The 20,379-nt window shown below is 35.7% G+C and carries 19 protein-coding genes; 14 read left to right on the top strand and 5 right to left on the bottom strand.

Translation table 11 applies throughout. The annotated features are described in order from the left end of the window. The first annotated feature begins 4 nt into the window (after nt 1-4). From SBO79_RS09495 to SBO79_RS09455, 9 genes are all read left to right on the top strand, one after another. Nucleotides 5-715: a DUF1003 domain-containing protein gene (locus SBO79_RS09495; protein ID WP_318640183.1), complete on the top strand. Its 711-nt coding sequence runs from the start codon at nt 5-7 to the stop codon at nt 713-715. Continuing rightward, nucleotides 705-1,424 (top strand): patatin-like phospholipase family protein, encoded by a 720-nt coding sequence (locus SBO79_RS09490; protein WP_318640182.1) that lies wholly within the window; start codon nt 705-707, stop codon nt 1,422-1,424. Before SBO79_RS09495 ends, SBO79_RS09490 begins: the two co-directional genes overlap by 11 nt. Nucleotides 1,425-1,535: 111 nt before the next feature. Continuing rightward, on the top strand, nt 1,536-2,210 hold the full coding sequence (locus SBO79_RS09485; protein WP_318640181.1) for a response regulator transcription factor: 675 nt from the start codon (nt 1,536-1,538) through the stop codon (nt 2,208-2,210). Then, entirely contained in the window at nt 2,179-3,480 is a 1,302-nt protein-coding gene (locus tag SBO79_RS09480; RefSeq protein ID WP_318640180.1) for a sensor histidine kinase, read from the top strand. The genes SBO79_RS09485 and SBO79_RS09480 overlap by 32 nt, the downstream gene beginning before the upstream one ends. A gap of 95 nt (nt 3,481-3,575) precedes the next feature. Continuing rightward, nucleotides 3,576-4,013: a PepSY domain-containing protein gene (locus SBO79_RS09475; protein WP_318640179.1), complete on the top strand. Its 438-nt coding sequence runs from the start codon at nt 3,576-3,578 to the stop codon at nt 4,011-4,013. A 138-nt stretch (nt 4,014-4,151) separates the two neighbouring features. Further along, entirely contained in the window at nt 4,152-6,158 is a 2,007-nt protein-coding gene (locus tag SBO79_RS09470) for an LTA synthase family protein (protein WP_318640178.1), read from the top strand. A gap of 45 nt (nt 6,159-6,203) precedes the next feature. Continuing rightward, a complete protein-coding gene (locus SBO79_RS09465; RefSeq protein WP_318640177.1) occupies nt 6,204-6,959 on the top strand; it encodes a phosphatase PAP2 family protein in 756 nt (251 codons plus the stop codon). A 260-nt stretch (nt 6,960-7,219) separates the two neighbouring features. Further along, nucleotides 7,220-8,542 carry a M48 family metalloprotease gene (locus SBO79_RS09460; protein ID WP_318640176.1) on the top strand — a complete coding sequence of 441 codons (1,323 nt, stop codon included), beginning with the start codon at nt 7,220-7,222 and terminating at the stop codon, nt 8,540-8,542. Continuing rightward, on the top strand, nt 8,539-10,086 hold the full coding sequence (locus SBO79_RS09455; protein ID WP_318640175.1) for a DUF6770 family protein: 1,548 nt from the start codon (nt 8,539-8,541) through the stop codon (nt 10,084-10,086). The genes SBO79_RS09460 and SBO79_RS09455 overlap by 4 nt, the downstream gene beginning before the upstream one ends. Nucleotides 10,087-10,201: 115 nt before the next feature. Here SBO79_RS09455 and SBO79_RS09450 read toward each other — a convergent pair whose 3' ends face one another. The 5 genes from SBO79_RS09450 to azu form a co-directional block, all read right to left on the bottom strand. Then, complete coding sequence (locus SBO79_RS09450) at nt 10,202-11,038, bottom strand: tetratricopeptide repeat protein (protein WP_318640174.1); 837 nt, start codon at nt 11,036-11,038, stop codon at nt 10,202-10,204. A 386-nt stretch (nt 11,039-11,424) separates the two neighbouring features. After that, a complete protein-coding gene (locus SBO79_RS09445) occupies nt 11,425-12,138 on the bottom strand; it encodes a dipeptidase (RefSeq protein ID WP_318640173.1) in 714 nt (237 codons plus the stop codon). A 144-nt stretch (nt 12,139-12,282) separates the two neighbouring features. After that, the gene (gene chrA / locus SBO79_RS09440) at nt 12,283-13,404 is read right to left on the bottom strand and encodes a chromate efflux transporter (RefSeq protein ID WP_318640172.1); all 1,122 of its coding nucleotides are present in this window, start codon (nt 13,402-13,404) and stop codon (nt 12,283-12,285) included. An 86-nt stretch (nt 13,405-13,490) separates the two neighbouring features. Further along, nucleotides 13,491-13,967 carry an Mpo1 family 2-hydroxy fatty acid dioxygenase gene (locus tag SBO79_RS09435; protein ID WP_318640171.1) on the bottom strand — a complete coding sequence of 159 codons (477 nt, stop codon included), beginning with the start codon at nt 13,965-13,967 and terminating at the stop codon, nt 13,491-13,493. 397 nt (nt 13,968-14,364) lie between these two features. After that, nucleotides 14,365-14,877 carry an azurin gene (gene azu / locus SBO79_RS09430; RefSeq protein ID WP_318640170.1) on the bottom strand — a complete coding sequence of 171 codons (513 nt, stop codon included), beginning with the start codon at nt 14,875-14,877 and terminating at the stop codon, nt 14,365-14,367. 465 nt (nt 14,878-15,342) lie between these two features. Between azu and SBO79_RS09425 the strand changes: the two genes are divergently transcribed. The 5 genes from SBO79_RS09425 to SBO79_RS09405 all read left to right on the top strand — a co-directional run bounded on the left by SBO79_RS09425 (nt 15,343) and on the right by SBO79_RS09405 (nt 20,115). Beyond that, nucleotides 15,343-16,254: a metal ABC transporter solute-binding protein, Zn/Mn family gene (locus tag SBO79_RS09425; protein ID WP_318640169.1), complete on the top strand. Its 912-nt coding sequence runs from the start codon at nt 15,343-15,345 to the stop codon at nt 16,252-16,254. Then, on the top strand, nt 16,254-16,988 hold the full coding sequence (locus SBO79_RS09420; protein ID WP_318640168.1) for a metal ABC transporter ATP-binding protein: 735 nt from the start codon (nt 16,254-16,256) through the stop codon (nt 16,986-16,988). The genes SBO79_RS09425 and SBO79_RS09420 overlap by 1 nt, the downstream gene beginning before the upstream one ends. A 1-nt stretch (nt 16,989) precedes the next feature. Further along, on the top strand, nt 16,990-18,114 hold the full coding sequence (locus SBO79_RS09415) for a metal ABC transporter permease (protein WP_318640167.1): 1,125 nt from the start codon (nt 16,990-16,992) through the stop codon (nt 18,112-18,114). Further along, nucleotides 18,107-19,267, top strand: a complete 1,161-nt coding sequence (locus tag SBO79_RS09410) for a metal ABC transporter permease (RefSeq protein WP_318640166.1) — start codon at nt 18,107-18,109, stop codon at nt 19,265-19,267. Before SBO79_RS09415 ends, SBO79_RS09410 begins: the two co-directional genes overlap by 8 nt. 416 nt (nt 19,268-19,683) lie before the next feature. Further along, the gene (locus SBO79_RS09405; RefSeq protein WP_318640165.1) at nt 19,684-20,115 is read left to right on the top strand and encodes an endonuclease domain-containing protein; all 432 of its coding nucleotides are present in this window, start codon (nt 19,684-19,686) and stop codon (nt 20,113-20,115) included. Nucleotides 20,116-20,379: the final 264 nt, after the last annotated feature.

The raw sequence follows: 20,379 nt of genomic DNA, 5'->3' as shown, positions 1-20,379 counted from the left end.
GATTATGGAAAATTATAAAAGTTCAATTTCTAATTTGGATTTCAATAAAGCTGAAATCGTTTTGGGAACTAATATCCGAGATTCAATTTTTAGACTTATCCAAGAAGAACATCCTACTTTTGTTAGAGAAAGCACAATTGCAATATCAGAATTAAACCGATATCGACAAAAATATTTAGAAAATTACCTACTCAGAGACGCTGCTGAACTTTCAGAACTCGAAAAGGACGTTCTCAAAAGTATGACCAACCACGAGTTGATTTCCAAAGAGCCAGATGAGCTCGACACAAATACCTATACTTTTGGAGAAAACCTTGCTGATAAGGTTGCATCCTTTGGCGGAAGCTGGAAATTCATAATTATTTTTGGCGTATTTATTATTATATGGATGATTATCAACATCATTTTTCTGAGTGAGAAAGGATTTGATCCATATCCTTTTATACTTCTAAATTTGATTTTGTCGTGTCTTGCAGCTCTTCAAGCGCCCGTAATTATGATGAGTCAAAATAGACAGGAAGATAAAGATCGCGAACGTTCCAAGCAGGATTATATGATTAATATGAAAGCAGAATTGGAGATTAGAACGTTGCACGAAAAAATGGATCACCTTGTTATTCAACAACAAGAGGAGCTGATGAAAATTCAGCAAATACAACTCGAAATGATGGAAGATATAATGGAGCAACTTAAAGAACTCAAAAGTGATAGCTAATATTGGAATCGTACTTTCGGGTGGCGGCGCTCGTGGTGCCGCACATATTGGGGTGCTCAAAGCACTAAATGAAAACGGAATTTTTCCTGATATAATTTCGGGAGTTAGCGCTGGAAGTGTGGTCGGGGGCTTGTATTGCGCTGGTTATACCCCAGACGAAATCTTGTATCTCACACATCAGAGTGGATTTTTGAAAGTTTTTAAATTGCGAATTTTTCATCCCACAATGTCCGAGCAGATGTACCTTAGAGATTTCCTGGTCAATCATTTTAGTACGAATAATTTTAGCTGTCTCAAACTACCCTTACACATTTGTATTTCAAATATTAGCACTGGAAAATATGAGATTGTTTCCGAAGGAAATAATTTGGTAGAAGTACTTCTCGCCTCTTGTGCATTGCCTTTGTTGTACAACTCAATTACGATAAATAACAATAAATATGTAGATGGAGGGCTACTCAATAATCTTCCCGTAGAAGCTTTGCTAACATCTACTCGTAAAATTATTGGCGTTAATCTCTGCCCGCATGAGGTGCGATGTGAAATCGTAGGATGGCGAAATGTGGCTATTAGATGTGTGCAGCTAGCCATCTGGAATACTGTGAAATCTCGATTGTGCAAATGCGATGTAGCCCTGGAAATTGAAGATTCTTTTAAATATGGTATGTTCGACCTTAAAAAATCAGAAGATTTATACAAAATTGGGTAAGATACGACCATGGAAGCGATGGAATCTATTAAACTTAAATTGCAATAAAATGCTTTACTTTAGAATATATTTAGAATCGAATAGTACTTTTATCTCTAAAATTTCAGCTAAATGAAGTATCTAATTGCCGAAGATGAGAAAGATTTGCAAGAAGCAATCGCAAATTACCTCCATCGTGATGGAAATATCTGCGAGGTAGCATCAGATTATTACGAAGCAATAGACAAAATAAGTATTTACGATTACGATATTATTATTTTGGATATTAATCTTATTTCTGGATCAGGATTGGATGTATTAAAATTGTTAAAAAAAGAAAAGAAAACTGCCGGCGTGATTATAATCTCTGCAAATAATTCTTTAGATGATAAACTTCTAGGTCTCGATTTGGGCGCAGACGATTATATTACAAAACCTTTTCATCTTGCCGAACTCAACGCACGAATCACCGCAGTTTTAAGAAGAGGTAAATTTGGTGGCGACGAGATAATCGTTTTTCACGAAATAAAAATTGATACCAAATCGCGCACAGCTTTTATTAATGACAAGCCGATTACGCTTACGCGAAAAGAGTATGACTTGTTGCTATTTTTTGTTTCTAATAAAGGTAGAGTCCTCTCCAAAGAAATAATTGCCGAACATCTTTGGGGCGATGATAGCGACCTACTCGACAATTTTGATTTCATTTATGTCCATATTAATAATCTTCGTAAAAAGTTGACCATCGAAGGATCCAAATACCTAAAAACCGCTTATGGAACCGGATATCGATTTGCAGAAGACTAAAACTTTCCACGTGAGTAAGAAAACGACACTTATAAAAAAAACAACTAAAACTTTTTTAATTACGGGACTTATTCTCGCTTTTTTAAGTTGCATTGCCTTGTATTTTTATACTCATAATTTACTCCAAAAGGAAATTGAAGAAGAGTTGCACTCTACCGAAGGTCGAATTACGGATGCCATTAGAGATCACAAAGAGATTTACTCGCTTTCGCCAATCACCGAAGTCACGATTGTAGATTCTTTAAAGGCTGAAAGTTTAAAAGACACTGTTTTATTTGATCCATCACAGAATGAACGGGAACTATTTCGAGAATTATCTACTTATAAAAGGATCAATAATATTAATTATCACATTGTAATTAGAACATTAGTTGTTGAAACCGATGAAATAGTGATGGCAATTGTTTTGTCAAATATTGCAATCTTCCTACTTGCTTTTCTATTTCTTTTTTATTTTAATAAAGCGCAGAATTTGCGAATTTGGCAACCGTTTTTTGATAATCTAAATCAGATGAAGGAATTTTCATTAACTTCAAGCCACCCAATAGTTTTAGTTGATAGTGATATTGTCGAATTTTCGGAGTTAAAGACTCACATACAGCAACTCACGACTAAGGTTCGAACTGATTATGAGAATTTAAAACAATATACGGAGAATATCTCTCACGAACTTCAAACACCTTTGGCAATCATACAGGCAAAAATTGACAATATTATTAATGAACACGCCATCAATGATAGGCAATTTGAGCAAGTAAGTTCTATCCAAAAAGACATTCAGAGATTAAAGCAACTCAACAAAAAAATTACGATTTTGACAAAAATTGATAATAATCAGTTTGTAAATATTGAAGAAGTGTCAATTTCTCAACTTGTAAACGAAAAAGTTGAAGATTATAAAGAACTTGAGATAAAAAATATCGTTCATCTTGCCAATGAAAATCTGCAAGTGGAAATTGATCCCTACTTAGCAGAAATACTAGTCAATAATCTAATTTCGAATGCTATAAAACATAGTTTACAAAACGAAAATATTGTAATCTTCACAAACAGCTCGTCTCTTCTGGTTTCAAATCCTGGTGAAATAGCGATAAATAATCCTGACAAATTACATTTGCGTTTCTATCGTGAACAGAATAACTTTAAGTCCACCGGACTAGGGTTATCCATTGTTCAGAAGATTTGCGATTTATACGGCTACACCTTAACTTATAGATTCGAAAATAAGCAGCATATCTTTTCAGTGCTTTTTTTTCCAGCTAAATCATAATTAAATGTTACTTGATTATTCCTTTAGAGTTCCTTAAAAGTAGCTTTAGATTTGATTAATAGCTTTACAGTACAATTAATTTAAAGTATCTAATTATGAAAACATTAAAGATTTTTTTAGGTCCGTTCTTAGTGTTCACTATCCTTTCTCTTACTGCGCTGCAAGAGGCGCCAAAGCTTGTGAAAGAAGCATTTTCTCATAAGTTTCCAACCGCCAAAAACGTGAAATGGTCACAGGAGAAAAATCAAGAGTGGGAAGCTGAGTTCAAAATGGACAAAATTAAATATTCGGCCAACTTCCTTGAAAATGGAATGTGGAAGGAGACAGAACATTCTATCGAAATTAATAAAGTGCCATCGGAAATGCAGGCTAATCTAAACAAATCATATCCAGGTTACAGCATTGAGGAAGCAGAAATTTCTGAAACAAAAGAAACTGTAGTTTATGAATTTGAAATTAAAAAAGGAAAATCCAATATAGAAGTTGCAATTAATATGAATGGTAAAATAATAAAAAGTGAAAATATGAAATAATCAATTGCTTGGTTTTGTGTTAGTAAAGTTAGAAGTCCTGTGGTAATCAACAACCGCAGGATTTTTTTTTGCAAGATAATTCGTCTTTAATATTGCTTTAGAATTGAGCATTACATTTGAAGTATAAATTACCCCAAGATGCTGTCAAAACTATTCCCTTCCAGATTTTCCTTGCTTAAAGCTTTTATTGGTCTATTCCTTCTCTTGTCATTAATTACCAGATTATCGTTTCTAATTTGGAATTTCTCAGAAATTGATAAAGGAGTAATTTCAATCTTTTCTACTTTTGTGATTGGGTTTTTGTTTGATATAGCTACAATATCGTTTTTTACAGTTCCATTTCTTATTTACCTCTTAGCACTTTCTCCCCGTTTTTATGGATCTCTAGCAGACAAGATATTTACCTACTTTGGATTTTTTGTTTCTGTACTAATAATCTTCTTCTCATTTTTTGGAGAGTTTACTTTCTGGGATGAGTTTCATAGACGTTTCAATTTTGTCGCCGTAGATTACTTGGTATATTCCTACGAAGTGGTAAAAAATATCAACGAATCTTATCCGCTTCCTATTCTACTTAGCAGTATGATTTTACTGGTTGTGGTGAGCATTTATATAATTTATAAATTAGGATATTTCAGCAAAACTTTTGACAGTCAATCAACATTCAAAACCAAACTAGTGGCGGCTCTTCCTTGGTTTGCAATTGCAGTACTCTCTGGAATATTTATCTCAAGTAGCAATGCAGATTTTTCTGAAAACCGCTATAATAACGAAGTAGCCAAGGCGGGAATATATTCTTTCTTCTCAGCTTTCAGAAATAATGAGCTTCCATATAATGAATTTTACAAAGTAATTCCGCTCAATGAAGCCTATGCGCTTGTTAAGGCATCACTCTCAGATTCTACAACTACTTTTCAAAATCCGGAAGCAAATTCTATTTTCAGAAATATTAGTAAATCTGATAATCAAAAGGCTGAAAAACCAAATGTCATTTTTATATGTATTGAAAGTCTAAGTGGCGAGTTTCTAACCGCTTTTGGCAATCAAGATAAAATTACGCCGACATTAGATTCAATCGCCAACAACAGTATCTTTTTCGAAAATCTCTATGCTACAGGGACACGCACCGTGCGAGGTATGGAAGCCATTACACTTTCTATTCCGCCAACTCCCGGCCGCAGTATTGTAAAACGAAAAAATAATCAAAATTTATACACTATTGGAGAAGTCTTCAAACAGCAAGGATACGATCGCAATTTCTTTTACGGTGGCGACGGTTACTTTGACAATATGAATACTTATTTTGGCGGAAACGGCTTTAATATTATAGACAGAGGTCGTGGATTTTTGTTAGACAAAAGCATCACGACAACTCGTACAAATATTGATGACAACGAAGTAACTTTTGAGAATGCTTGGGGCGTTTGCGATATGGATATTTACAATAAAGTACTCAAAGAAGCTGATAAAGCACACGGAAACGGAAAACCTTTTTTCGATTTTATTATGACTACCTCCAATCATAAACCATACACATATCCCGAAGGAGCAATTGATATTCCGTCTGGTAGTGGCCGAAATGGAGCTGTAAAATATACCGATTATGCCATTGGCGAATTCATTAAAAAAGCAAAACAAAAGCCTTGGTTTAAGAATACCGTTTTCGTAATTATGAGCGATCACTGCGCAAATTCGGCAGGACGTTGGGAATTGGACGTCAAGAACTACCATATTCCCGCTTTTATCGCCAATCTTCCAAAAAGCAAATCGGCAAAGGTGGCGAAATTGTCTTCTCAGATAGATCTTTTTCCAACACTTTTCTCATTATTAAAATGGGATTATACCTCCAACTTTTTCGGCAAGGATGTCTTTGCCGTGAAGCCCGAAGACGAACGTGCTTATATTGGAAACTACCGAAAATTGGGTACGCTAAAGGACAACAAAGTGATGATTCTTGACGAACAAAAAAATGCCAATCTCTATTTATGGAATCCTGCAGACAACAGTTTAAGCCCCTTGCCTGCTGACAAAAATTTTGAAAAGCAAAGTATTTCCAATTTTCAGGTCGCCGATGAATTGTATCATAATTCAGGACTAAATCTTAGATCAACAGCATCTAAAACTAATTCTGCAATAGTATTGTAATTGTTTTTTCTTCAAAAAAAAGCTACCCTTAACTTATTATATTATATGATGACCAAAATAGCTATATTTTTAATTATTTTTCTACAAACTTTTCAAATTTTCTCTCAAGACACTACAATAGTAGTAACTCCTGTATTAAATAAAGATTTAAAGTTTAAGTACGAAGCATTGATAATTCCTGCGACATTAGTAGGATTTGGCGTAATTGGGTTAGAGAGTGCAAGTATTAAAAACATGAATACTAACACCCGAGATGAAATTAAGGAGCATATTGATGAGAATTTATCGATAGACGACTTTTCGCAATATGCACCTTTTGCCTCGGTCTATGCATTAAATGCTTTTGGTATAAAAGGAAAAAACAATTTTAAAGATCGAACTATAATCTTAACAACAGCTTACTTGATAATGGGCGGAACGGTTGGGATTTTAAAATCTACTTCAAGCGTTGAGAGACCAGATGGCTCATCTTTTAATTCATTTCCTTCGGGTCATACCGCCACGGCCTTTATGGGTGCAGAATTTTTATATCAGGAATATAAAGATGTATCTGTTTGGTATGGAATTTCTGGATATGCAGTTGCAACAGGGACAGGATTTTTTAGAATGTACAACAATCGGCATTGGCTTACCGACGTCGCCGCGGGCGCCGGAATAGGAATACTGAGTACAAAAATTGCTTATTGGGTGCATCCTCTAATTAAAAAAACACTTTTCAAAGATAGAAAGGATACCAATGGATTGGTTGTTCCGTTTTACAATGGTAAAGAATATGGATTAGGTGCGGTGGTTCGATTCTAGTACATTTTAAATCTAGTAAATACCCCTACAAAAGTCGATTTTCCCTAGTTTTCCTTATAACTTCAGCCGAAGTTTATTGCCCTGCTAGATATCTAATTAAGATAAACTTCTACTCTAAACGGGATCTTGTTACTAAAGTTCTTTCGGCGAAAGCCAAAAAAAAATTATGCTCAATCATAGTATAATTTATGTTAAAGATAAATTAAAAATAATTTTATATTTTGACCAACCGTCGGCGTTTTGAGTTATATTTGGCACCATTGAACTTAAATATAATGATGGCTCCGACGAGATTCTTTTTGGCTTTAGCAGCGGTATTTATTTTGACAGATTTGCAAGCGCAACATGCAGTATCCATTGATACCTTAAATTTGCAGTACCGAAAATCGCTTATTATCGACTATGGATTGAGAGCCGCCAAGGTAGAGAGTGAATTTGCATCCTTGACCGATAGAAGTGTACGAAATCAGACCTTAAAAGTTTATAAATCTCGCAAGAAAGACGTTGAAGAGCAGATAAATAAGGGATTATTTTTTGGAGATAATTCATATACAACATTTCTTAAATCTCAACTTGATGTCATCGAGAAAGCTAATCCAAATTGGAAAGAGATTAATCAAGTGACTATTCTGGTTGCTGCCGCCGAAAATCCAAATGCGTCTGCCTCTGCCGAAGGATACGTAGTTTTTAATCTTCCAATGTTTTTGAGAGCAAGAAACCAGTTTACAATTGCATACGTTTTGTGTCACGAAATAGCGCATCGATTGCTCAATCATTCTTATACAAGTGTGGTTGCTTCGGCTGAATTAAATACTTCTAGCGATATCAAAGCGAAAACTTCAAGTATTAAAAAAAATAAATATAACAAAGGAAAGATGGCTTCTGAGCTTTTTAGACAAATTGTTTACGAGGACAGAAAAACAAGCAGAAGTGTTGAGTTTCAAGCCGATTCTTTGGGTTATGTATTATTTGCGAAAGCTTTTCCAGAAGCAAAATCTGAGGCTGTAAATTCGCTTCTTTGGCTAAGTGATATTGATAAAGATAAGGACTCGATCAGCATTTTACATTATCAGAAAGTATTTAGCACTCCCAATCAACCATTTAATATGAAGTGGCTAGAAAAGGATGAGATTTCTGATTATACATACGACAAAACGCCAAAATTTTGGACAATAGATTCTCTAAAAACCCATCCTGATTGCGAATTGAGGGCTGAGCGTATGACTGAATTATTTAAAGTAGAAGAGAATATTCCAAGACCTGCAAACGCTGGATTTGCCGAGCTAAAAAAGTCCGCACCCTTTGATTATATCTATTCGCTGCATTATTTAAAATCGTACGGATTGTCGTTGTACCACTGTTTATTACAGCTGCAAACTAATCCTGAGGATAAATGGCTGCGGCAAATGACTGGGCAAAACTTAGAAAAACTGCAAGAATTGCAAAATTTATATCGTCTCAATGAAGCGTTAGAAACGCCAGATCCGCAGTACTCGACTAGTTATAATACATTTTTACACTTAATTAGAGAAATGCGTAAAAGTGAACTGAATGAAATAATTACTTATTACAAATCTATATGAAAAAACTATTACCCTTATTCTTATTGTTTTTTATCTCCGTACAAGGTCAAGTAAAAGATCTTGCGGAACTTTCGTCTGGTAAATATTTAGATTCCAGAATTGTCTACAATGACGATGGCGACGATGTTTACGGTTACCTTTTACTTTATGAAAATGATCGAAAAAGCAAAGCTGTTTATGAATTGGAATATGTGTTACTAGACAAAAACTTAAATAAATTGACCTCAGGTACATTTGTGCAAAATAGATTTTCGTTTATTGTAAAACTTAATATTGGATTTTCTTTTGTTCGCAAGATTGGAAATAAATTAGTAATAGGAATTCAAGATAGCTCTAATAATAGTATGATGGGGCCTATCTCAGCCTTCAACCATCGTTTTAGAGAATTAGATTTGGAAACTTTTAAGCTTTCAAATCAATTCACGATGAAGGACAATCGCAAAACTGTAGAGAGTGAAACCGCTGATTCTAAAGTTACATACGACGATGTTCAAAAAAATAACGCATTGCAGCCCGTAGGTAGAAGCAATTTTTTACTATTTGATTTAAGCACAGTATCGGGAGCTTATGCTGGTGAGAGTTTTGCTCAAAAAGTAGCTAGGGACACTAAAAGCTTTAAAGTTTTTGACAAAGAATTTAATGAAATATGGAATTATAAGTTCAACGATGACGGGACGAAGGCTTTTGATATGTTTGAATATTACAGCAGTAACGGCAACGATATGATAATGGTACGATACAATTTTGAGAAAATTGGAAAATACCTTGAAACCTACTACGATGTTTTTGATTTAACTTCTGGGCTAAAGAAATTTTCCATCAAACAATCAGATGGCTCAACTCTAAATCAAGTGCAAACCATCAAATATGAAAAAGATAAACTGATTGTTTATTCCTTGATGAACTACATGACCAAAAAGCAAGTTTATGATAATTCGAAAGTTTTGGGAGTGGTTCAAATTACTTACGACAGATCTACTGGGGAGAAATTATCCGAGGAAAAATTCTTCTGGCGATACCTTGATGAACATTTAAAAATAAGTGAAGAGGGTGAAATAAAATCGTACGGGTATCTTCAGTTTCTAAATTTCCGACTGTTAAATAATGGACATACAACTGCAATCGCCGAAGGATACAATCCATCCAACAATTCTCGCATTCTAGACATGTTTGTAATGGAATTTGACCAAAATATGAAATTGGTTTATTATAAAAAAGTTGACAAAACCAAAAACATGTCCAACATAGCTGCGTGGGGACCGATTTTGCAAAATAGCGGCGCATTTGACTATTTATATTCTCAGAAATTGGAAGGTGACAATTATGCTTATTTTTATACAGATAATGAGAAAAATAGCACACGCAATCCTAAGTGGATTTTGGGCGTTATTACTCAAGTTGACGGGAAGTACAGCTATGAAAAGATTCCGATGACTACTGAAAAAGGACAGATTTATCCTGTGAAAGCTAAGAATGGCTATATTTTACTAAGGGAAGTTTCTGATAAAAAGTCGACCATACGATTGGAAAAGATAAATTATTAGGAGAATCAATTCTAAATGAAAATGCAAGAGGGCTTCTCTTGCATTTTTTTTTTAAGTATTTGAGAACAGAAGAGATTATTTATAGAGTATCTATAATTCTGTTCTACCAGAAAGTTTATAGCAAGTCTTTTTTCATAAATTCGGCATTTGTTAAAAATTGCTGATTACTAGAAATATAATCTTTTGTCTCTTCCCACCATTTAGAAAAGTTCTTTTTGTCTTTTAGGAGATAATAGCCTTGCAAAATATTATAAGCATTTTCAGCATTGTAAGTCTTATCTGGAAATTTTGAAGTCTTCCTGAAGATGTTTGCCGCATCTTCGAGTTTTTCCAATTTTGCTTGTGCAAATATTAGTTCTTTGTTTGTATAGGCATCTTCGGGCGTCGTTTTTAGGGCTGTTTGCAAAATTTTAATAGCACTCTCATAACGCGCTAGGCAATTGTAGGAGTACGCAAGTTCTACTGCAAGACCTTTAAAATTAGGGTTCAACTTGTTTGCCTTCTCTAGATATTCTAAAGCTTTCTCGCATTCGCCATAGCCATTATAGAGAAACCCCCTACGATATAAGTGCTCTACAGATCCTTGGTCTTTTTTGTAAAACTTCAACCACTCTGGTACCGCTTGGATATTTAAATCTCCAAAATTAGTTTCTGGAATCAATGCCACTAAAACATTATTCGGTTGCAGCCTGTATTTGATCGAGTGCTCCTCTTCCACTTTCTCTTTTAGAAATTTTCCGTTTTTATCGATCTTAAAAGTTCCACCATAATCGAGCGTCAATCCAGCTTCCGCATCAATATATATGAAACCAAATGGAAATGCGCCAGTACTATCGACGGGAAAGGCAACCCATGCATCTTCACTTTGTACAAAGCGTTTCTCGAACTTTAGACCGTTTTGAGCCGTTGCATTTGTGACCCAGATGGTGAGCAGGAACAGTAAGTATTTCATATTTTCTTATTTTACTTCTTAGATGTAATCTTAATTTTAAGAGTGGAAGTGTAATTGTAACTAAAGTAAACTTTTATGTGATAAGTTTTCACATATTCAATAGTATCGATCAGAAAACAACTATGTCCAAAGTCTAGTCAAGAAATCTATTGCATTTTTATAACTTTCTTTATTGCAAATGTCAACTCCAAAATTTCTTTCGATTTGGGCGTTTATTGCGGGGTAAGAAGCAGAATTTTCGTGTTCTTTGTGATAAAACGGAATTCTAGTTTTGTCTGGATGGCTTTTGGTATAGAAAAAGTCGGCACCATACGCGACAGACTTTTGGCCACCAATTTCTAATCCGTGGTTTATATGTTCTAATAATGTCTCAGGATGCTCACTATTTACAAACGCACGAACAAATTTAGTCCAATTAACCCCTGACGGCTAATAATTTCTTTGGCAATATCATCTGGGAGATTTCGAGGATGGTCAAAGATTTGTCGGTAGTTGGAGTGACTTGCAAGAATGGGAATGTTTATGTTTTTCTTCGAAATATAATCTAAAATACCATAAGCCAACGCATCCGAAGTGTGCGAAAAATCTACTGCAATCTGCTTGTTATGCAGATAATCGAGCAGAGATTTACCGTCATCTTTTAATCCAGCTTTTGAGAAATTTCCGCCACCAAATCTATTTTCTAGATGATGAGTTAATCCGATGTAGAATAAGTTTCCAACGTTGTCGATTATGCGTTCCAAGTTTTCGAAGCCTTTTGTTAAGGGCTGTTCTTCATCACAAAAAGCTGAAGCATTTTCTAAGGAAGCTAGTATTCCGATATTCTCTTTTTGATCAAAATTTTCTAAATGATCTTTTCCAAAGTGATACAAATCGGCATTGTTTGAGGATATACTTTGAAAAATTTTACTTTGTTCAATTCCTTTTTGATGACTTTGTGCTTCGGTTGCTGCGAAAATTGCCATCACTTGCAACTTTACATTTCCTTGTTTTAGATAGGGAATTGCGCAACCAATATCATCTGTATTATTGATATCGGAGTTTGGGCGGTTTAGATAGGAAAGTAAATCGCAATGGAGGTCTATTATGGGAGTTTTCATATCACAGAAATCTAAGTACTATTTATAATAATTGAATGTTCAATATACAACGCCTATTTTTAATTTAATCTAATTTTTATCTATTCATTCATAGCCTTTATTTCATTACTCACGGCAAATTTCGCAAAATTAAAAAAGTGATGCTTAAAGCATTGTCAATAAATAACCCATCAACGAGCCGCCTATAACTACAAATGCTGAATTTACTTTTCTGTATCCAAAAGCAATTGCAACACTGATTACAGCAATTAGAATGGTGCGCCAATCTGTAATTGCATCTTTTCCCATTTCAAAAGAAACTGCAACAATTAATGCAACGGAAGCCACATTTACGGCGTCTAAAAATGCTGAAAATATTTTAGAATTTCGCATCATTTTCACCATCGGATTCAACAAGGCTACGAATAAAAATGAAGGAATGAAAATGGCAATGGTAGAAACAACAGCTCCAGCGAGTCCGTTAATCTGATAGCCCACAAAAGTTACAGAAGAGAAAACAGGTCCGGGAGTTAGTTGACCAACCGCAATTGCATCGATAAGTTCCCTTCTGCTCAGTAAGCCGGTAACCACAAGCTCTGTGTCAAGAAATGCAAATAGGACATACCCACTACCATAAAGCACTGCTCCAATTTTAAGAAAAATCCAAAACAAGCTGGTATTAGTTGCCGAAACGATTGCAGTAGTTTGGATGCTCGCTAATGAAATAGGGAAAAAAATTGATAATTTCGACGAATTCCCTTGTTGAGCATAAGCCAAAGTTAAGGCGACTATTCCAGCACCAAACATCAAATATATTTCGCTTATTCCGAACAATGCGCCAATTAAAACCAGAATTCCTAAAATTATTAATTGCAATGATTTTAATGATTTTTTCGCTAATGGAAATATTGCGCCAAGAATAATTGCGATAATTGCGGGCTTGATTCCGTAGACAAAAGGCTGCACTTCTGGCAGCTGACCATATAATTTATAAAGCCAAGCAAAGATTCCCGTAATCAAAACAGCTGGTAAAATGAAACATAAACCTGCAACGATCAAGCCCCTCCATCCGCCTCTTTCATGACCAATATGAATTGCCATTTCGGTACTATTGGGACCTGGAATTAGATTAGTGGCTCCTATCATATCTAGAAATTCTTGCTCACTTAGCCACTTTCTTTTGACCACTACTTCATCTTGCATCATTGCGATGTGCGCGGCAGGGCCACCAAATCCGATTATGCCAAGTTTTAAAAAGAGTTTGGCTATCTCTTTTAAATCTCTCATTATGAGTTTATTTAAATTTAGAATTTGGACTTAACTTACCATTTACTTGGCAATCCAAGGTAAAGTGGACTAGACTTAAATTTCAATTAATACTTAATTCCAATTCGTCTGAAAATAAAATGCATCAGCCAAGCTGGACCAATCAGTAGAAATTGAATATCCTTTAAGAAAGACGGTTTCTTCCCTTCTATTTTATGACCGTAAAATTGACCTATCCAGGAAATAATGAAAACTATAATTGCGATTCCCCACAATGGAAAATCGGAATTTATCAAAATTATTTCAGAAATAAATAAGCAAAAACTTATAAAAACAACCATTCCTGTAGCGATTGTTGTCGATAAAGAAAAATAGTATAATACGACGGGAATTAATAAAATAACCGCCCAATTTGCTAAGAAGTAATTGCCAATCGACTCTTTTAGAAGCGCATTTGGTACAGAGTAAAAAACAGCTATGATTGACCAAAAAATTAGTGGAACACAAATCCAATGGATAAATTTGTTGGTCTGATTTTGATGGCTCTCGCTGTATTCGTCGAGAAGGCTTTGGAATTTATTCATTAAATATCACTTTTAAATTCAGATTCTAATGTACGAATGTTCTGTTTATATTTAGCAAAAAGATTAAAATACGGTGAGAAATGATTCAAATAATTCTTTTCTAAATTTTTAAATTTTCTTTTAATACAGGAGTAATATTAGTTCGACAGAATCGTTCCTTGATCTTCGAGCACTATATCATCAGAAAGGAACTTTTCACCATGCGTGATCTGAATCAAATTTATGTCGACCTTATTTTGCAAAAGATATCTATTGAGTTGAAGTCTTTTGGCGAAAGCCTCAAAAATATTTTACATTACTAAGAGAATAGCGTAAATAAAAAAAGAGGACTAAAAGTCCTCTTTAATTTATTATAAATCTTCCTAACTCGTGCGAATATAGGAAATTAGATCAAAATTTATTCTACGATAAACTTACCGTTCATCATTGAATAATGACCTGGGAACGTACATAAGAAATCATAAGTTCCTTTTGCTGGAGCAGTAAAAGTGATTTTTGTACTTTCCCCGCCACCGATTGTTTCAGTATGTGCGATAACGTCTTTTCCGTCATTTGGAATGTACTCATTATCCTTTGCTGCAATTGCTGCAGTTGCAAAATCAGCCATTACAACTCCCTGTTTTAGCAATACGAAGTTATGTCCCATTGCTGCTTCTGGTAATTTTCCTGTATGATTTAATGTTAAAATTACAGTTTGGCCTTCCTTAACTTTGATTTCTGATGTATCAAATTTCATAGCGTCATCTGAATTTAAAGTAACCTCTATAGTCCCCATTTCTGCTGGAGTTACAACGTCTTCTGTTACTACGATAGTATCTTCTCCTTCGACTTTCTTGTCATCTTTACATGAAGTTAAAGACAATAAACCTAGAGCTACTACACCTAAAATGTTGATTCTAAAATTTTTCATATTATTATATTTTTACACAAAGATATAATTTTAAGATGATTGAAAAAATAATATTCATACAAATATTAAGACAAAGCAGTCTTTTTTTTACGTCGTGTTGAAATTTCATGTGTCTCATGACTTCTTAACTGAAATTAAGAGAGTTATAAATAGCTAATTAGGAAATGGTCAAATTTTTACTGGCTTGATTGAGAACTTTCTAATAGTTAAAGGTTAGTAGCATAAGCTTGATGTTTGAGATTACAATAGTTAAGAGAAGATCATTTTTGGATATCGAATACTTAAGATATATGTGTCGTAGGTTGTGAATTGACTAGCAAACATCTGGTCGAGAAATCTAAAAAAACACGCACACAAAAGTGATATAATCTCGGAATTTCGAGAGACTAACTTTAATTTTTAGTTATGACTAAAAAAAAGTTCAAAACCAGCTTTTTTTTATAACTTCGCCATAAATGTTAGAATATGAAACAATTGATACTTATTGCTCTAGTTTGCGCGACGTTTTTAAGTTGTAAAAGTGACAAACCCACGGACGGAAAATTCCATATTGTGACCACCACTTCAATGATTACTGATCTTGTTGAAAATATCGGTGGCGACAAAGTTGTTGTGCAAGGACTGATGGGTGCTGGTGTGGATCCGCATCTTTATAAAGCGAGCGAGGGCGATGTTTCTAAACTTTTTAACGCCGATATGATTCTCTACAGCGGACTTCACTTGGAAGGAAAACTGGTCGAAGTTTTTGAGAAGATGCAAAAGCAAAACGTAAATACGATCGCAGTTTCGGATGCTTTGGATAAAAAAGACTTAATTGGTTCCACCCTATTTGCTTCTAATTATGACCCACATATTTGGTTTGATGTTGCAAATTGGGAGAAAATTACTGTTTTTGTAGCGGACAAACTCTCAGATGCAATGCCAGAAAATAGAGAATATTTTCAGGCAAATGCTGCCGCATATTTGAAGAAATTAAAAGTTCTAAAAGAAGAAATAGAAGCTGAAATAGCAACTCTACCTGAAGATAAACGCCGACTTGTAACCGCTCACGATGCCTTTAATTATTTTGGAAAAGCCTATAAGTTTGACGTGGTTGGATTACAAGGATTATCGACCGCTACCGAAGCTGGAGTGCAAGATGTTCAGAAAACGGCTTCCTATATTATTGACCATAAAGTGAAAGCGGTTTTTATCGAAAGTTCTGTTCCTAGACGTACTGTAGAAGCGTTGCAAGCCGCGGTAAATTCAAAAAACCACAATGTTGTAATTGGCGGAACCTTGTTTTCTGATGCTTTGGGAAATCCTGGAACTCCAGAAGGAACATACATCGGAATGTTTAAATTTAATGTTCACACCATCGTTAGCTCCTTAAAATAATGGAAAAAATAGCAGTTAAAGTAGACGATCTCACGGTAGCATACAATTACAAACCGGTACTTTGGGACATTGATTTGCAAATTCCCGAGGGAGTCTTGATGGCGATTGTTGGTCCAAATGGTGCGGGAAAATCAACCTTAATTAAAGCTATTTTGGGAATTCTAACTCCAATTGCGGGAAGTGTTTCGATATTTGGAAAGCCGTATAAATCACAAAGACAGAAAGTGGCTTATGTTCCTCAAAAGGGCACTGTAGATTGGGATTTCCCAACTACCGCGCTAGATGTGGTGATGATGGGAACCTACGGAAGTCTGGGTTGGATAAAACGTCCGGGCGAAAAAGAAAAGAAATTATCCCTTGAAGCACTCGAGAAAGTTGGAATGCTTTCTTTTCGAGATCGACAAATTTCTCAACTTTCTGGAGGTCAGCAACAGCGAATATTCTTAGCTCGAGCTTTAGTTCAAGATGCCGAAATATACTTTATGGACGAACCTTTTCAAGGAGTTGATGCCACTACCGAAGTGGCAATTATCAATATCCTGAAAGAACTCCGCAAAGCCAACAAGACAGTGATTGTGGTTCACCACGATTTGCAAACCGTTCCTGAATATTTTGACTGGGTGACTTTTCTAAATGTCAAAAAAATCGCGACCGGCCCCGTCAAAGATATCTTCAACGACGAAAATCTGACCAAGACCTACGGAATCAATTATAAAGTGAGTATTCAAAAATAATATGGATATAATTGAATACATAAAACTCGTTTTTAGCGATTATACGCTTCGCACCATTACTTTGGGAACTGCCGTTTTGGGCGGCGTCACGGGAATGTTGGGAAGTTTTGCCGTTTTGCGCAAGCAGAGTTTGCTGGGTGATGCTATTTCGCACGCCGCTTTACCGGGAATTGCCATTGCATTTCTAATCACCGGCTCCAAAGACACCAATGTGTTGTTGATTGGCGCTTTAATCAGCGGACTTCTCGGAACATTTTGGATTCGCGGAATCACTACCAAAACGCATTTAAAATCAGATACTGCCTTAGGATTAATTCTTTCGGTATTTTTTGGTTTTGGAATGTTGTTGCTAACATTTATTCAGAAGCAACCCAATGCAAATCAAGCTGGATTGGATAAATACCTTTTTGGACAAGCAGCCACCTTGGTCGAAAGTGATGTTTGGTTGATGAGCATCGTTACCGGTTTATGTCTGGTTGTGCTCTTACTCTTCTGGAAGGAATTCAAAATTCTGCTTTTCGATAAAGAGTACGCACATACTTTGGGATTCAATACCAAGTTTATCGACATATTAATTACCAGTTTTATTGTGCTTGCAATTGTTTTAGGATTGCAAACTGTTGGAGTTGTATTGATGAGCGCAATGCTTTTGGCTCCAGCCGCAGCAGCACGTCAATGGACAAATAGTCTCAGCACAATGGTTTTTCTAGCGGCTATTTTGGGTGCTAGTGCCGGAGTTTTTGGAACCGCAATCAGCTCGACTCAAAATAATTTATCCACAGGACCCGTAATCGTTTTAGTGGCTTCGGTATTTGTTTTATTCTCTTTTATTTTTTCGCCAAAGCGTGGACTTTTATTCAGACAAATCAGATTGATGACTAACCGAAATGATTTAGAGCTTCAAAAAACCTTGACATTTATGTACCATATTGTCGAAGATCACGAAGATGTTTCGCATCCACACGCTATCAAAATGCTGAATGATTTTCAGGGTTACAGTCGCAAAGGTTTAAAGCAGCTAGTTAATAAAAACTACGTGACTTTGCAGGGAAATATGTGGAGTTTGACGCCTCAAGGTGTCGAAGCAGCAAAAAATATGTACAATCAAAACCTCAAGGATGACTAACGCACAATTAGAAATACAGCTTATAGCAAGTTTAGTTGCGATTGCCTGCGCGATTCCCGGAACCTTTTTGGTACTGCGCAAAATGGCGATGATTAGCGATGCCATAAGCCACTCAATCCTACCCGGAATAGTTTTAGGATTCTTTATCACCCAAGATCTAAATTCGCCACTGCTGATTTTATTAGCGGCATTGACTGGAGTTTTGACCGTAGTTTTGGTTGAAAAAATTCAGCAAACAAAGCTGGTCAAGGAAGATACTGCCATCGGTTTGGTCTTCCCTGCTCTCTTTAGTATCGGAGTAATTATGATTGCAAAATACGCAAATGACGTCCATCTCGATATCGATGCGGTGCTTTTGGGAGAGCTTGCTTTTACACCTTTTGATCGAATTTATTACAACGATATGGATCTTGGTCCCAAATCGTTATGGGTTATCGGAATTATTTTGACCATTACCATAGGACTCTTAGTTGCCTTCTTCAAAGAACTCAAAATCAGTACTTTTGACGCTGGACTTGCCACCTCTTTAGGCTTCACGCCCGCAGTGATTCACTACGGATTGATGAGTGTGGCGTCGGTTACCACGGTTGGCGCTTTTGATGCGGTAGGTGCGATTTTGGTGGTGGCGTTGATGATTGCTCCCGCTGCTTCGGCGTATTTATTGACTACAAATCTTATCAAAATGATTGCCCTCGCCTGCTTCTTTGGAGTTTTTAGCGCAATTGCAGGTTATTGGATGGCGAACTATTTTGATGCGTCAATTGCGGGAAGTATCGCAACAATGTTGGGAATTGTATTTTTGATTGTGTACTTATTTGCACCTAGCAAAGGATTAATCTCGGTTCTATATCGTGAAAGACAGCAGAAAATTGAGATCTCTCTAATTACATTTATTCTCCACCTAAAAAATCATACCGAAACCCGCGAGCGCCACGTAAATCACTTAAACGAACACATTAACTGGCAGAAAATTCGTAGCAAAGGCGTGCTGAATTTGGCACTTAAAAACAATCTTATCACTATTGATAACGACATCGTCTCTCTAACCGAAAAAGGCGATGAATTCACCACAAAAGCTATCAATTACATCATCACCAACGATGATTCTTTGATCGACGATATGAAGGACGATTTCTTCCTATTTAGAGGTTAAGGTTTTTAAATTCACGTTTCTTTTTTTGGGTGTGCCCTATTTCCTGCTTTTAAGGAGCAGGAAATAGGTCGGGCTCTCCGCTGTATCTATTGTATGAGCTTTGCATCCGCAAGCTCATAAAATAGGATGCCGCTTTTATCCCTCACACGGTGAATACAAATGAAGTTTTTAATTAACATGATTATTGAGTAAAGGTGTTTGTTTCTGAAGGTAAGCTTGGAGTTTGAAGCGAGAATTTCGTATTTGCTTCTGCTAACACCCCGCCCTGCGGGCACCCCTCTTAAAAAGAGGGGAATAAAAACGTGCTGTTAATCAATTGTTATTCAATAAATTATAATTAATTTTATACCAATAGAATTTTAAAAAAAGTTAAATATCACGTAAATTTCGTTTCTAATTTGTAAAAAATGTTTGTTATGAATTGCGAAATAGTCACCTATATTAACGATAAACCTATTTACAGAAGATCTGTCGGAATTCTACCTGCTAATAAAGCACTTGTCAATCGTGCAAGAGCGTTAAGAAAGGCCGGAGTTTTATCAGAAGTTCTTTTTTGGTTACAAGTTCGGAATAATACTTTTTGGTCAATTGATTTTGATAGACAGCGAGTAATTGGCAATTTTATAGTAGATTTCTATGTGAAATCAATTGGATTGGTGATTGAAATAGACGGCTCAAGTCACGATGGAAAAGAAGAATTCGATGAAGATAGAGAGACTTTTTTGAAGGATTTAGGTTTAAAAGTTTATCGAATTCCTGATTCGAGAGTGAAGCATAATTTGTTTACTGTTATGGCAGAATTGGAGGAATATATCGTTTCGGAATTCGGGAATTTTTCCGTAAAATAGTACCCGCAATACATTCCCCTCCTCCGGAGGGGTGTCCGAAGGACGGGGTGGATTTCGATCGCGATAGACAATAATTAAACAATTTTATCGCTACCTCCAGCCACGAAGGGAAAAAATACGATGACCTAGAACGTCAAACCTTTTTAGAATCTTTATGCTTGAAGGTATCTAGAATATCTGACGGTAGAATAAAACATCAATTATATACTGTTATGGCAGATTTAGAGCAATAAATTTGGAAATTTCTCTACAAAATAATACCCG

Origin of the sequence: Flavobacterium ardleyense, from assembly GCF_033547075.1 — a bacterium.
GTDB lineage: Bacteria > Bacteroidota > Bacteroidia > Flavobacteriales > Flavobacteriaceae > Flavobacterium > Flavobacterium ardleyense_A.
Note: the sequence above shows the minus strand (reverse complement) of the source record. Positions and strands in the feature narration are given on the sequence as shown.